Here is a 15,562-nt window from a genome sequence, read left to right as displayed (position 1 = left end):
ATAGGTTTCGTCAACCCGAGCTGCGGTCTAATTCGTTTCGTTAGCGGTAACGTGCACTACCATCACCAATTGCTTGCTCGAAGACTTTTCGCCGGTGTCGGCTGATTGGTTGGTCGTCAATGTGCCGACGATCGTGGGCGTATCGAGCGGCACGCGGATGGATGTGGCAAGGTGTTGTGTCGGCATGTTGATGCGATCGATCACAGCTTGAGCTTTGCCGCCGCCGGTTTCGCCTTGGTCACTTTTGACGCGGTTGAACTCGGCTGCGATTTGAACCGGTTCGCCCGGCTCGTCCCATCCCGTGACGGTGCTCCAGATGTCCAGCGAAACGGTGTTTTGCTCGGCGTTCAGCGACGGTTTGACTTGCACAATCGTGCCGATATGCGGGTACGTCACTTCCGGGGTGTAAGCAGCGGAGCCAAAACCGACACTGGGAGTCGCACCGCGAATGACCATTCGCCGCGCTCCCGATGTCAAATGCACCGTTTGCCCGTTATGACAGGTGATCTGTCCTTGGTAGCTGGCTCTTGCAAGATGCTCGTCGATGAAATCTCTGGCGATTGTCTGATCTTCGGGGTTCGTGGACGGTGTCCGTGACTGGGTTGCTTCTTGGAAGTCTGCCAACGTTTGACCGGATTCGATCGGAACCCAGTGGACTTGAACGGTGAGCATCGTACTAGAACCGCTCTGTTTTCGGAGGTCTTTCAGGAAGGCTTCGATTTGCTTGTGAACTTCGTTTGTCTGACGAACGACAAGCATCTGCTTGAACAGTCGGATGTCGTATTGCCAACCATTGGAATCGTCACCACCCCAATTGGAACCGACTGTCTCCATGAGAAGATCGACAAGTTCATTGAGCAGCATTTCGCTGTTGTCGACGGGAGGACCAGCGAAACCGCCACCGCCGCCCATTTGATGGTGGACCGTCGCCACCGCATCTGATGGGGAACCAGTCGTGGGCACTGCAAAGAACCCTGCTCCGCCACCGCCGCCTTGACCACTCCCGCCAAAACCACCACCGCCTCCGCCAAGACCACCGCCAAGACCGGCACCGCCCAAAACAGAGGTTGCGGCTGGTTCGGCGGTCGTTGGCAGTCCAGGTTGGTAGGGGTAATTCGGCGGCGTTGCGATCAAGTCGGAGACGTTGTAAACGCGAACGATCGAGACGTCGTCCACAGATTCCGTCGTATTTCCGCCACCGAATGGGTCGGAAGTCCCGGCTTCTTTCGCGGAGTTCGGGTTCTCATTGGTCTTTTGAGCAATCGCGGTGTCAACGCACAGAGCGAGACAGGCAGCAAGTGCACCGAGGATGGTCATCTTGGGAAATCGCATGGGTGATCCTTTTGACTAGGAGGAAATTTCAAACTCGGGCGAACGATCTAACTCGAGCGAACTGGGCGGAACTGACGAGGCGAAATCGAAATGGGCTTAGTTGTCGGCATTTGAAAGGCTTGCCGCATGAGGTCCGCAGACGAGACGGTCGCAAAGACTTTGCGTGATCGACACGCTCGGGCGATGAACGGTTTGATCTGCGGATCGGGACGTTCCAGCAAGGCGAGCCAAAGTTCCTGACGGCTTGGATCGAGGTGAATCCACTGCACCAACCGGGGAGTCACGGTGTCGTCGAGGACACGACCGAGCACCAACGCAGCCATCGTGCGGACGTCCGTTTGTCGATGGTTCAACGCCTGGAACAACGCCGCCGTCGGAGGGTTCCGAGTTGTCCCAGCGACTTCCAAAGCTGTTCGTCGCGTTTGCGGAGACATCACCGCTTGCAGAAAGAATTCCACGGCCTGCGGGTCGGTGTGGATTAGCAACTTTTCCAAAGAATTCCGCTGCCGTGCGGACGTGAACTCCGTTTGGGACATCCGATACAACGTACTGGCATCAGCCACCCGCAGGAGCATCGGTTCGACGATCGAATGCAGGTCCGGTCGATTCCGGCAGGCCACCAAGAGCGATGTCGATTGAGACGACACCACCGTATTGAGCAACCGGAACAACGTGCGTTGTTGAGCGGGCGAACTTCGGGGAATTAGGGTCAGCAAACGAGTTTCAAGATGGCGGCGATGACGCGCCGTCGTTTCCGGCTTCTCGGCAATAACGGCTCCGGGGTGGCGTTCCAATTGATTCACCGCTGTGATCAACAGGTCCGTTGGTCGTTTTGGTCGTTTCCGTCGTTTCGGACGGGGTTTCTTCTCGGTTTGATCTGGCCGATTCAAAACCGCCATTTCGATCGCACGCGGTGGGCGACTGGTCGAAAACTGGGGCGGTCGGACCGTCGCGGATTGCACGCTTTCCGGTGTTGTTTTCGGTAGCGGCGTTGGAATCGGCATCGGGACCGATGGTGTATCGGGGACGGCAATCGGCATCCGGATAGGATCGGCTGCGTTCCAATGAGACCGAGCCAACCACATCACACTGATCAAGACTACCGCAGCGGCCGCGATCACCCAACGACGATCGAACTGCCTTTCCCGTGGTCGAAGTTCCTGCCAACGGCGTTGGAGTCGTTCTTCCACCAGCGGCGTTGGTTCCGGCCAACGAGCCTCGGCGAGTAGATCATCCAACGGATCGGGTTCGGTCGGAGGCCGTGATTCAAAATCTTCGGAGGAATTGGTGTTCATGGTGTTAGGCTTTCTCTTGGAGATACGGCCTTAATTCTTCACGTAGTCGATTCCGAGCAATGTGCAACGTGGAATGCACGTTCGCTTCAGACAACTCCAACGTGGCGGCGGTTTCAGCGATTGACAGGCCTTCATAAGCGGTGAGCACCAAGACTTCGCGTTGTCGGGGCGGCAATGCAGAGACCCGTTGAGCCACCATGTCGGCGAGTTCCTCTTGCAAGATGCGATGGTCTGGGCCGGATCGCGTGTGGTCGATCGGCGTTGAGTTCATGGGTTGCGAAACCGGTTGGCGTCGGCCCTCGGCGGTGCGGAAGTCGTGAAGCGTGTTAATCACAATCCGATAGAGCCAGGTGCGAAACGAAGCGTCCCGCCGAAACGATTGCCAATGTCTCGCCGCCTTCACAAGTGATTCCTGCACGACATCCTCCGCAGTGTGAAGGTTGCCGGTGAGTCGAATGGCCATTCGCAACGTGGCCTCCAAATGAGATTGCACCAGACGATCGAATTCGCGGGCTGACGCTGGCTCGCTCATGATCGCTCCGGAGGTTCCGTCGATGTTGACCGACGGCGTGATTGTGGACGTGTTCTGCAAGTTGGACGGCGAAACATCGGCAAACTCAAAACCGAATTCCAGAACTTGAGAGAAAAAGTGCCATTCGCGCATTTGGGGATCATCGCTACACTCCCGCCGCTCGATTTTCCGTCCAGGGATCGGACCGGGAAAACGAATCACGCCCTATCTTGCCAAGTTTGCCTCGGCTTTGCCTCCAGGTGTTCTCATGCGAAAATGGATTTCCGCAAACTTACTCGCCGTGTTCCTGATACCGACGGGATTGGTCTTCGCGGACGACACCTCGACCGTTCAAGCGATCCTCTCGAAGTGGGAGCAAGCCGCCGCCGAGACCCGTGAGCCCGGTCGGTTGGACCGCGAGCATCTATTGCGAGTCGGCGGACCGGAACATTCCGCTCATGAAATCGACGCCGTCCTGACGTTCAGCGGGCCGGTCGATGCCAATCAATTGACCGAACGCTTCCAGTGGAGTTGCGTTTCGGCTGATGACGACGCCGTTCGCCTATCTGCGGAACCGACCGATTCGGTGGAAAGTCTGTTTTACGGTCGGGTGGAAGTGGTCTTTCTCGCCGACAATCCGCTGCCGGTCGGTGTGGAGTTCTTCGATTTGGCTGGCCAACCGAAAAAACAGTCGATGAACGTCGTCTGCCGCTGGCGCAGCGATGCCAGTCCACTCACGCCGGGCGTGAGCGATTCCCGTCCGGTGATGGTCGCCGAGAACGAACCCCGTTTGCTCCGTGTGGCGGCTGCGAACGCCAAACCGATCCCGAAGAAACCAGCGGTCGATCCACGAGTGCGAGACATTCTGGAAAGCTGGGCTGAACATCAGCGAAAACAGATGTCGTTCTTTGCTTCATTCCAAGATGACGAACCGAATGCAATTCGGAAGCCACGCTACGACCCTCGCTTCGGGCCCAGATTATTCCAACAGGGACAAATTGTTCTCGCGTCCGCCGAAACGATTTCGGCCACACCGGACGTGATTCCACTTCCGTTTCCCGCATCACCGATTCCGGTCTACGCCACCCCCGACGAGATTTTCGCAAATTTTCAGATCGAAGTGCTTACGAAAGACGAGCAGGTCGCGGAACTCGAATGGCGATTGTTGTCCTCCAACTCGAACGTGACCTACCCGAATATGTGGACGCTGATTGACCTGAAAACCTTCCAAACGATTGAAGCCAAATACTACGACGCTGACGGCGAGTTGAAGGTCATTCAAGGACGACGTTCGAAATAAGCTCAGAGGAATCTCAAACTTTCGGGAAGTATCGGGAATTTTCGATTGAGTGGGCGCATCACAGTGGGTGAGGGCGTCCATTCTGGTTTGTAATCCGACGGGCTTTCGATCCCAATTGGCCGCCGCCATCGCCCTCCGTCCCGGCGGTCTTTGATGACCCACATTCGAGGAGGGTTTGCGATGAAGATGTCACTTCTCAAGACATCGATGACTCACGTGGCCATGCTTTTGGCCTGCTGCGCGATGATCACCGGTTGCGGCCAAAACGAATCCGGCGACGCTCAGGCGTTGAAACAACAAGCGACCGCAGACGAAGAGGCGGGCAGCGCCGAAACGGTTTCCGCCCCCGCCGACAGAGAGATGCCGATGGCCGAGTATGAAGAGGCCCCGATGGAAGCGGCAATGGAAGGCGCGGAAGCACCGGCTGCGACCAATCATCCTGTCTCCGATCTCGCACACCCATTCCGTGAACCCGGTCAGCCGAGCGCATCGGTTGCCCGGTCGAAAAGCGTGCGGCGCATGCAGTCGAACGAAAGTTTGGGGCTCGCTCGTGGAATTGCGGTGCAACCGTTACCCGGGGGCGAGGCTGATGGATTCGGTCGGGTACCCCCAGCGGATTCCGCTGAACCACTTGTGCAACACAATACGGAAGCCTACGACTCCATCACCGAAAATCCATTCAAACTTGTCGAACGCGACCCGCTTTCGACGTTTTCAATTGATGTCGATACCGCCTCTTACAGCAACGTTCGTCGGATGTTGAACCAAGGTCGCATTCCTCCGGCGGGAGCGGTGCGGATCGAGGAGATGGTCAATTATTTCAGTTACGATTACACACCGCCAACCGATGGCAAAGCTCCGTTCGCGGTGCATGTGGAATCGGCGGGATGTGCGTGGGCACCGGATCACCGTTTGGTTCGCATCGGTCTGAAAGGTCGGGAAATCGAACGCGACCAACGTCCGCCGAGCAACCTGGTGTTTCTCGTTGATGTGTCCGGTTCGATGCGTAGCAGCAACAAGTTGCCTTTGTTGAAGTCGGCATTATCGAAACTCGTGGAACAACTCGGAGCCGACGACCATGTCGCTCTCGTGGTCTATGCTAGCGGCACGCGGGTCGTGTTGCAGTCGACAGCCTGCGACGAGAAAGCCACGATTCTGGCGGCTCTTGATGGTCTGCGAGCGGGTGGTTCCACCGCCGGAGCGGCCGGGATTCAACTCGCCTACGAACAAGCCAGTCAAAATCAAATTCCGGGTGGCACGAACCGTGTGATTCTCTGCACCGACGGTGATTTCAACGTCGGCGTGACCAACCGCAGCGAGTTGGTTGAGATGATCAAGAAGAAGGCTAAGTCGGATATCTTCCTCAGCATCGCTGGTTTCGGCGTCGGCAATTACAAAGACGCCGTGATGGAAGAACTCACCAACGCGGGCAACGGGAATTACAGTTACATCGACACCGAAAAAGAAGCGAAGAAAGTCTTCATCGACCAGATGAGCGGCACGCTGGTGACGATCGCCAAGGACGTAAAAATTCAAGTCGACTTCAACCCGAACGTCGTCGGTGCGTATCGGCTGATCGGTTATGAAAATCGGATGCTCAAGGCCGAGGATTTCAAAGATGACAAGAAAGACGCGGGCGAAATCGGTGCCGGTCATAGCGTGACGGCTCTCTACGAGATCGTGCCCGCCGGAATGGATGTGCCGAAGAAGCCCGTCGATCCGTCCAAATATGCGACGGCGAAACCGGCCGTTGCGGAAGCTCCAAAGCCAGCTGCCGATGAAGACGAGAATGCGAGCAAAGAAATGTTGACCGTCCGGCTACGGTACAAAGAACCCGAAGGCGACACCAGCACCGAGTTCCGCGAACCGTTCACCGATAACGGCCAAACCTTCGACGAAGCCAGCGGAGATTTCCAGTTCGCCGCCGCGGTCGCAGAGTTCGGGTTGTTGCTGCGAAAATCCGAGTACGCTAAGGAAGCTCACTACGAACACGTCATCAACCGAGCCGCCCACAACGCCGGTGCCGACGTGAACGGCTACCGCAGCGAATTCGTCGAGTTGGCCAAGAAAGCCCAGCAACTCGCAGGCGAGTAGGTGATGGTGTGATGAGGTCTCGTGTGATAACGTGAGGATTAAGGCGAGGGGACGTGAGGCGATTTCGCCTTGCGTCTCCTCACAACTTTCCCACGCACGGATCTGTCGTTGGTGACCGGCGGCTTTGTTAAGCCTTCCGATCATTAAGTCTCTTGTGATTCTTGACGTCCGCGAGGCTTCGGACGAAGATCAAACGAAGCAAGCAAACTCGTGGTTTGTGAGACCAGAACGTTCGGGTGCCACTGGGTCTGCCAGTGCTTCACGAGTTGATGTCCAATGGTGGTTTTCACTGGTAAAGTCAGTGGTACCCAACCCGAAGTTTTTCGAATGACAATCCCCGAGAACGATTTCCGTTTGCGTCGCCTCACACCTCACTCCTGACCCCTTACAAAATCAATGCCCAGCCCCACACGCCGTTCGGTGTTCTTCGGTCTCACATCGGGTGCCGGTCTGGGAACCGGAGCCACGATCGCGGGGGGAATGCTGGCGGGTATCGCGGGAAGTGTGACGGCGGGGGCGGTCGGATTGGTCGGCGGCACGGCGGTTGGTGATCGTCTTATCACCGCCCGTCGCAAACTGACCGACTTCGAAACCGAATACGCCCGCGAGATCTTCCATGACAGCGTAGACCTCGCCAAAGTTCGAGTCACGCGAGACGGTTTGATCTCCGTCGGAGCACCGAAGGGCGTGCGGCATACGGTTCATTTGAAATCGGACTGGGGCCATTTCGTCGACGATTCTTTGGATCTCAGCGAAAACGGACTGTACGTGTTGATTCACGAAATCGGGCACGTCTGGCAGTATCAAAACGGCGGATTGGCGTACATTCCGGGGAGTCTGTGGTCGCAGTATCACGGTTGGCGAACCACCGGCAGTCGGAATGCCGCTTACGATTGGTTCGCCGCTCATACTGAGGAAATTCCCTGGCACCGCTGGAATCCGGAACAGCAAGCGACTGCCATCGAAGACTACAACCGCAGTTTGCGGCGACTACAATCGAACCAACCACGAGCCGACGACGAGGAACAGTTAGAACGGTTGGAACCGTATCTTTCACTCGTCCGTGAACGCCGTGGAGCACCGAGATTTTGGCGGATGAGGCGTGAGGAGTAAGATGTTTTTGGAGTTGGCAGGGAATTCCGCTTGCGTCGCCTCACGCTCCACGCCTCACCCCTCACATTCTTGACGCTCCCAAGCCCGCCCGCGATAATCCCCGCATGCATCCACACTACGGTTCCGTCTATTGGACGTTCTTCAAGAATTCGTTACTGCGGGAGATGTCCTTCCGTGGGAACTTTGTGATCACACTGATCACGCGGGCGTTTTGGTTCGTGGCTCAATTGGCGCTCTTCGAAATCATCTATGGCCAAGTCACGACGATCAACGATTGGACCCGTGAGCAATACTACGCCTTCATGGCGACGGGGATGCTGATCAACGCGATCGTTGAAACCTTCTTCATGCCGAATTGTGCGAACTTCAGCGAACTCATCCGCACCGGCAATCTGGATTTCGCGCTCCTCAAACCGATCGATACGCAATTTCTGATCAGTTTTGAGAAAATCAACATCGCCATGCTCGGGCAGATTGGTCTCGCGATTGCCCTGCTCGTGTATTCCATCATTCTGATGGACCAAAAAGGTGACTTGCCGCAACCGATCGGTGTGACGGAAATCGTGTTGTATGTGTTGCTAATTGCGAACGGTGTCGCGTTCTTTTACAGCTTGATGATCATCCTCGCCAGCACGAGCATTTGGTTGGGACGCAACCAAAGTCTGTACGATTTCTGGTTCTACCTGACCGTGTTCGCCCGGTATCCTCGCAGCATCTACGGCAGCGGGCCGAACGGTGACACCCCCTCCAATACCGCCAACTGGACAGCCGGCGATGTGCTGCAAACCTCGTTCACGTATGTGGTTCCGATTTTGCTTGTTGTCACCATTCCCGCTCGTGTGCTGCTCTCGAAAGCAATTACGCCGAGCTGGCTGACGGCACTTGCGTTCGGGGCTTCGATCTTTGGCTTGATTGTCTCGCGTTGGGTGTTTCATCGGGCACTCAAAAGCTATCGCAGTGCGAGCAGTTAAATTCCTCACATCGGGCTAGCCGTTTCTAGGCTCTGCGTGTCCCTTGTTTCATCTGCAAACGCAGCTACAATCACGTTTTGGAGAATGGGGCGGTTCGTCCACGCAATTCGCATGATCTGTGGATGATTGCCCGTTGTCGATCTCACTTTATCCACGGAATCCGGTTCGTCCGGTTCGTCGAGAGGGAACACAGGATGAGTTCACCCTTCCGCTTCTTTCGCAGTGGCAGTCGAACCAACAAAATCATGATGGCAGGGCTCACCGCCTTGGCCATGTTCGCGTTTATCATTGCCGATGCGTTGCCGAACGGCCAGGGTGGTGGCGGTTCGCTGCTCACCTACTTGCCATTCGCCCTCGCAATGGCGGCGGGAGCGTTGATTTTCTGGGTGTTCGGATCGTCTCAAGGCAAGGGATCGACTTTTGCGGCCGTCGGGGCCGGTGTCGGTTTGTTGTTTGCATTCTTCCTGCCGACCCTGCTGGGCAAACAGTATGCGGTGTCTTCATCCGTCGGGACGCTCGACGAGATCGAACTCCAAGAACGAATTGCAAACCGCCGAATTGCCAATCAATTCATGATGATTATGGCCGAGGAGGTTTATGGCCGTCCCGGTGAGCAAATTCCAGCTCAGCAATGGGAGCAAATGGTTCGCAGCCTCGGGTTCGGCCCGATCAACGGTTTGACACCCATCGAGGAACGACGCGAAGTCGGTCGCCAATTCGTGATGGCTCAGGAAGCCGACGAGGTGGGCATTCGGATCTCGGATTCTGCGGTCGCAGAGTATCTTTCCCGCAACTTTGGCAAGAAGATTCGCGAGGATTTTATCGCTGCGAGAAAACAGCTCAAAATCAGCGATGAAGACCTATTCGACATTTTGCGATACCAAATCAAGGCGAAATTGTACGCCAGTTTGATTCAACCGGAACCACAAATCACCCCCGCTCAGTTGTGGGATTACTACAAACGAATGGCCGTCATGCAAACAATGACGGTGGCTGAAGTTCCGGTCTCCGCGTTCACGAAATCGGTAGATGCACCGACAGACGAACGGTTGATGACGCTGTACGAGCAGTACAAAAATCAATTCCGACGAGGCTATTTCGATGACGATCTTGGTTGGGTCGAGCCCGTTGAATTGATGACGCCCGAACCAAAATTCGGTCGGCTGCGAAGTGTGAAATTGGCCTATCTGGAAGCCAAATACGACGAGTTCGTTGGCAAAGCGGACCCTGTCACTGACGAACAAATCGAAGAGTATTACCAAGAGAACCGGGCGAATTACCGAAACCCGCGAAGTGCCAGCAAGCAGGCCGAAAGTGCCACGCCGTTCAACGGTCCAGCCGTTGCTGAACGTGGTGCCGGCAAGGGAAGTCCGGGTGGTCCCGCGATGGCGGAAGTTCCACCGTTCCTGCCGCTGTCGGAAGTTCGTGATCAAATCGACGCCACGCTGACGGATATCAACGAGCGGAAGGCAGCAATCGCGGCTCGACGGGAAATGGATGCCGCCATGGAAGCGGCGGACGACTTCATGGAAGACCTGCAAGAGGAGTACACGCGGGCCATCGACGCCGGCAAAGAACCGGATCACGACGGCATCGCCACTAAACTTCGCGACTTCGCGAAAAAGAACCAACTGACCTATCAAGAAACCCCTTTGTTGCAGCCATGGCAGTTGCAATCGCAATACGAGAACCTCTCGCTTGCGATTGAACCCAAAGTCGAAGAGGTGGATTCGTTCGTCGAGGGCATCGACAAAGAGCTTCGCATCACTCGGCGTGAAGGTCCGGTCGTGATTGCACGCATCTTCCGCGACCCGCCAACGACGTTGTATATGCCACATCAAGGGGTTGATTCGACGAAACGCACGCAAAGTTTCCCCGGTCTGCCTGGCCCGTTGGTTTCCCGCGAGTGGAACGAAACCGGGAATCGATATGTCTACTGGAAAGTCGAAGATTCCGAAGGACGCATCCCGGAATTCACGGAAATCCGGGAACAAGTTGTTCAAGCCTTCAAAACGATCGAAGCTCGGGAACCTGCCGAGAAACGAGCCGAAACGCTGGCAAAGCAGGTCCGCGAAGCCAAAGACGAAGCCATGCAAGACGTTCTCGCTGAGGTGAAGCTCGGTGGAGAACCGATCAAAGTGACGGCGACCGGATCGTTTGCTTGGATGGAACCGGCCCCGTTCAACATGCGGAATCCGCAAGGCTCTCCCCCGCAAATTAGCCAACTCGATGCGGTTCCCAAAGCCGGTCCGGCGTTTATGGAGACCGTCTTCCAAGACCTGGAAGCCGGCGAAGTCGGGGTGGCCCGAAATGCCGATGCGACTGCGTTTTATGTCGCCAAGATCGATTCCCGAGATTACACGCGACCCACCGAACGAGAAGCGTTGCAGCAAGCCTTCATCAACTTCCGAGCCGACGAACCGCAAGAACGTGTTCGGCTTCAGGGCATGCAGCAGGTGGCGTCGAGCGAAGCGGGAGACCTGCTCGCCACTTGGCTTCGTGGTTTCGATGAGCAATACGGTCTTGAGGTGCTCGTGCCAGTTGAAGAAGAGGTCGAATAGTTCATGATCACGTGCGGGAGAACGAGGACTGCAAACCCCGTTCTTCCTGCCTTTGAATCGAATCAACCGGACGTGAACAACGTCCGGTTTTTTTTCGTAGTCCCTGGACTTCCGCCAACGCGCCCAGTAAAGAAAGGCGTAATAAGAAAAGATTGATGGAAACGTTCTTGAGAGAAGAGTGCGGGTTTGGGATTTTTGCATCTCCCAACTTCGCCATCTCCTTTATGGGATTGGGTACCGCGAACGAACGACACACAGTATTGCACTGGCAATGCCCTTGGTGCCCGAACATCACGACACAACGATCTTAAGTGCTTATCGAGGATGTCCATGACGAGCGAATCGACAGCGATGATCTCCGCGGAAGGGCTTTCGAAATTTTACGGTCCCTTTGTCGCGGTTCGGAATGTCTCTTTCGAGGTTCCCCAAGGGGAAATCGCCGCGTTTCTGGGGCCGAACGGAGCCGGCAAGTCCACGACGATGAAACTCATCACGGGGTTTCTTGCTCCCACCGAGGGCACCGCCCGCATTGGTGGTTTCGATGTCGGTCGTCAACGATCGCAAGCGAGCGAGCTGATTGGCTATCTTCCGGAGAATGGGCCACTCTACCCCGAGATGACGCCAAAATCGTTCTTGAAGTACATGGGACTCGTGCGGGGAATGTCGGGCAGCCGATTGAGGGACCGGACAGAATTCGTCACCGAGAAGTGCAGTTTGCGGTCTGTGTGGTCGAAGCCGATCTCGAAGCTCTCCAAAGGGTACCGACAACGAGTCGGGATGGCTCAGGCTTTGTTGCACGACCCGCAGGTTCTCATTCTCGACGAACCGACCAGCGGTCTCGACCCGAATCAGACCCACGATGCGCGAGAACTGATTCGCAGCTTGGCGGAGTCGAAAACTGTATTGTTGTCGACTCACATTCTGAGTGAAGTTCAGGCGATGTGTTCTCGGGTGCTGTTGGTCAATGATGGCCGAGTCATTTTCGACGGCCCGACCGCGGACTTGGGAGATGCTCCCGCCGCGATGGAAACCCGCTTCCGCGAATTGACTGTTTCATGATCGCGGATTGTGATTGCTCACCGTTGGAAGCTCTCTTTGCTTTTCTTCGCCGACCAAGTTATACGCCGACGGAGTTTTGTTTGCGATGAACGTGCTCTATACCCTAAGTTCAACCCTGGTGATCGCCGCGATTGTGGTGCCAGTGGTTTTTGTGCTGATGTTGTTAGTCAAAAGCCATGTCACGCGAGCCGTGTTTCTCCGAAACACGATGAGTTATTTCCTGAGCGTGATTGGCTATCTCTTCATTGTTGCCTTCTGTTTTGTCGCCGCACAGCTGGCATTTGATCCCACATTCTTTGCGAATAACTTGGCATCGTTGGATCAACTTTCCGCGCAGTTTCCCCAACTGCTTCTGTTCATCGTGCCCGCTATCACGATGACGGCGTGGTCCGAAGAACGCAAACTCGGCACCGACGAACTGCTATTCACAATTCCCTCAACCGACCGGGAAATCCTGATTGGCAAGTATCTTGCCGTCGTCGCGGTTTATACCGTGGTGCTTGGGTTCTCGAAGATGATTTGGGTGATGTTGGCGTGGATTGGTTCGCCGTCGGTTGGTTTGTTCTTCACCACCTATTTGGGGTATTGGCTTGCGGGATTGGCGATGTTGGCGGCGGGGTTGTTTGCCTCCTCGCTAACTCGTAGCACGCCGGTGGCGTTCCTACTCGGGGCGGCAGTTTGTGCGATCCCCGTGTACCTGCCGGAGATTTACACCAGCTTGCTCGCCGTCTGGGATTGGAACCGCTTTATCCCTGGCATTTCCGGTGATCTGGAGTACCACCTCAGTTCGAATTACCTCTTCCCCGATCCGAATTTGGCGGAATCGTTGAGCGTGGGCGAACAACTTCGCGACTTCAGTCTCGGAATGATTCCGCTCTCATCGGTGCTGTACTTCATCTCGTTTGCCACGATCATGCTGTATCTGAATTACATCGTGATCCGCAAACGTCTGTGGAGTCGTGGGCAATCGATGGGCATGGGACTGCAATACGCGGTTCGAGCGGTGGCCGTCACGGTGGCGATCATCAGTTTGAACATCATCGGCTATCAGGCCGCCGTGCGAGCGGACCTCACACCGCAGAAGTATTACACGCTCAGTCAGGGCACTGAGAACGTGATCGAGAATATCGAGGCCGAACGCCCGGTGATCGTGCAGGCGTTTCTCTCACCGGAAGTGCCCGGCGACTACCTACCCGCCAAGAAACAGCTTGTCGGGTTGCTTCGTCAAATCGACAAGGAAGGTGGCAGCAAGATCGACGTGCAATTCATCGACGTCGAACCGTTCAGCGAGGAAGTTGAGCAAGCCGAGCGATTTGGCATCACGCCACGCAACGTGCAAACCATGAAAGACGGTCGCATCAGCGAAAGTGATGTGTACCTCGGCTTGGTCTTTGAGAGCAGCTACGACACCGTCATCCTGCCATTTGTGGGTGATGGTGCGACGCCGTTGGAATACGAAATTACCCGGTCTTTGGCGACCGTCTCGAACGCCACGCGGCTGACGGTGGGTATTGTCGATAGCCAACTTCAGTTGATGGGGGCGAATGCCCCCGGTGGACGCTCCGCACCCCCTTGGAGAATCATCGAAGAACTTCGTCAGCAATACAACGTGGAAGCCGTCGATACGACGCAGGAAATCGACAATCGAAAGAAGTTGTTCACTCTGGAAGTCGAGGCGGCAAAGTCGCTCGACAAGAAAGAACTCAACGAAACGATCCGTCAGGAATTCGACAAGAACGACATTCTGTTTTCCGATTCGCCGACAATAACGGTCACAAAAGCCGGAGAACAATGGGTGATTCTCGACGAGGCCACCAATCGTGAGTACACCATTGAGAAGGATGTTGAAGAAGTCGAGTCGGAAGAAGAAAACGCGGCTGAGGACGAAGAGTCCGATGACAAACCAGAGGACACGAAACCGGAACCCGTGTTGAATGTGTATGGCAAACGTTACGATGTCATCATCGCTGTCATGCCGTCAATGCTGGAACAGACGGAGTTGAATCACCTGACTGAATGGGTGCAAAACGGCGGACCAACGTTAATTTTCGATGACCCTGTTCCGGCGATGTTCGTGCAACCGCGAGCCATCTTCCAGATGGAATCGGGTCCGGACGGCGAACGGTTGGCCATGCGTCAGCGGGCAGTGATTCAAATGTCTCCCAACATCCCCCCGCCTCCGCCACAACAAGGTCAACCACCGACACAGTACGGACGAATCGAACCGATGCTCGATTTGCTGGGCATCAGTTGGAAGTCGGGAGAGCTCGTTTGGGACCAACATAATCCGCTGCGAAATTTGGAAGCGGTCCTGCCGACCGAATTCATTTTCGCCGATGCTCGCGCTCACAAGTACTCACTCAATTCGGAAAACGAGATCACGAAAGGTTTGGAGCAAGTCTTCCTGGCGTATTCCGGAACGGTCGTGCCGTTGGAAGGACGGACAGACGTGGAGGTGGATTACCTCATCGCCACGAGCGGTCAGTCCGGCGTGTTGAAGTGGGACGACTACACCATGAAGGTGGCTTCACCGTCGCAACGGGGTCCGATGACGGTTCTCCGGAATCCGCGCGATCCGATTTTGTCACGCGGATTGCCTTCGGTGAACTACGTTCTCGACGACGGTCATTGGCATGGTTTGGCGGTCCGCGTGAAAGGCAAAGCCAAAGACGATGACACGAAGAAAGTCGGTTCCAAAATCAACGCGATCTTCGTGGCGGATACCGACATCATCGGCGATTGGTTGTTCCAACTCCGCCGAGAGAATTCCGAGTATCAGTTCGATAACGTGACGTTCGTGCTGAACGCCGTTGATGAGTTGGCGGGCGTCGAGGAGTTGATTCCGATTCGCCGTCGCAAGCCAAAACAGCCGACGCTGACACGGATCGAAAAGGAAGTTGCGAAACTTCGCAAGGCCGAGCAAGACGCTGAAGCGAAAGCTCAGAAGGATCGCGAGAAAACCATCGATCGCATCGAAAAGCAATTCGAGGAGCAACGCGAATCGATCAAGAACAACGCCGATCTTTCGCAGTTGGAACAAGAAGACGAGCTGGCTCGGATTGAAGCCTTCGCGAATCGGGAAGTCCAGGTCGCAAGTGCGCAAGCCGATCAGGAGATGCAAGCTAAGCAACGTCGGATCACCGCGTACTATCAGCGGCGTATCCGTGAAACGGAGAACATTTTCCGGGCGTACGCCATTGCGATGTCTGTGGTGCCACCGATTCTTGTGGGGATGATTTTCCTCGGTCTCCGTGTGATCGGCGAACGACAGGACATCCCTAGCGGACGGCGACTGTAATTTCCATTGGGTGCGAACGATCACACAG

General features: G+C 55.7%; 10 protein-coding genes. 7 read left to right on the top strand and 3 right to left on the bottom strand.

Going from position 1 to position 15,562, the window contains the following annotated elements; all coding sequences use genetic code 11:
• Positions 1-27 precede the first annotated feature (27 nt).
• Genes G6R38_RS18295 through G6R38_RS18285 form a run of 3 tightly spaced genes read right to left on the bottom strand, consistent with a single transcriptional unit; the run spans position 28 to position 3,291 of the window.
• Complete coding sequence (locus tag G6R38_RS18295; RefSeq protein WP_166829452.1) at positions 28-1,332, bottom strand: hypothetical protein; 1,305 nt, start codon at positions 1,330-1,332, stop codon at positions 28-30.
• A 47-nt stretch (positions 1,333-1,379) separates the two neighbouring features.
• On the bottom strand, positions 1,380-2,627 hold the full coding sequence (locus G6R38_RS18290; protein WP_166829449.1) for a HEAT repeat domain-containing protein: 1,248 nt from the start codon (positions 2,625-2,627) through the stop codon (positions 1,380-1,382).
• Positions 2,628-2,631: 4 nt separating this feature from the next.
• The gene (locus G6R38_RS18285; protein WP_166829446.1) at positions 2,632-3,291 is read right to left on the bottom strand and encodes an RNA polymerase sigma factor; all 660 of its coding nucleotides are present in this window, start codon (positions 3,289-3,291) and stop codon (positions 2,632-2,634) included.
• Between the two features lie 115 nt (positions 3,292-3,406).
• On the opposite strand from G6R38_RS18285, the gene G6R38_RS18280 reads away from it, so the two are divergent.
• The 7 genes from G6R38_RS18280 to G6R38_RS18250 all read left to right on the top strand — a co-directional run bounded on the left by G6R38_RS18280 (position 3,407) and on the right by G6R38_RS18250 (position 15,534).
• On the top strand, positions 3,407-4,438 hold the full coding sequence (locus tag G6R38_RS18280; RefSeq protein ID WP_166829443.1) for a hypothetical protein: 1,032 nt from the start codon (positions 3,407-3,409) through the stop codon (positions 4,436-4,438).
• Between the two features lie 180 nt (positions 4,439-4,618).
• The gene (locus G6R38_RS18275) at positions 4,619-6,532 is read left to right on the top strand and encodes a vWA domain-containing protein (RefSeq protein WP_206028633.1); all 1,914 of its coding nucleotides are present in this window, start codon (positions 4,619-4,621) and stop codon (positions 6,530-6,532) included.
• A gap of 396 nt (positions 6,533-6,928) precedes the next feature.
• Positions 6,929-7,645, top strand: a complete 717-nt coding sequence (locus tag G6R38_RS18270) for a hypothetical protein (RefSeq protein ID WP_166829440.1) — start codon at positions 6,929-6,931, stop codon at positions 7,643-7,645.
• A gap of 104 nt (positions 7,646-7,749) precedes the next feature.
• On the top strand, positions 7,750-8,616 hold the full coding sequence (locus G6R38_RS18265) for an ABC transporter permease (RefSeq protein WP_166829437.1): 867 nt from the start codon (positions 7,750-7,752) through the stop codon (positions 8,614-8,616).
• A gap of 194 nt (positions 8,617-8,810) precedes the next feature.
• Positions 8,811-11,177: a ZIP family metal transporter gene (locus G6R38_RS18260; protein ID WP_166829433.1), complete on the top strand. Its 2,367-nt coding sequence runs from the start codon at positions 8,811-8,813 to the stop codon at positions 11,175-11,177.
• A gap of 330 nt (positions 11,178-11,507) precedes the next feature.
• Positions 11,508-12,236 carry an ABC transporter ATP-binding protein gene (locus G6R38_RS18255; protein WP_166829429.1) on the top strand — a complete coding sequence of 243 codons (729 nt, stop codon included), beginning with the start codon at positions 11,508-11,510 and terminating at the stop codon, positions 12,234-12,236.
• Positions 12,237-12,321: 85 nt separating this feature from the next.
• Positions 12,322-15,534, top strand: a complete 3,213-nt coding sequence (locus G6R38_RS18250; RefSeq protein WP_166829426.1) for a Gldg family protein — start codon at positions 12,322-12,324, stop codon at positions 15,532-15,534.
• Positions 15,535-15,562: the final 28 nt, after the last annotated feature.

Source organism: Thalassoroseus pseudoceratinae (genome assembly GCF_011634775.1).
In the GTDB taxonomy this organism is placed as follows: Bacteria; Planctomycetota; Planctomycetia; order Planctomycetales; family Planctomycetaceae; genus Thalassoroseus; species Thalassoroseus pseudoceratinae.
Note: the sequence above shows the minus strand (reverse complement) of the source record. Positions and strands in the feature narration are given on the sequence as shown.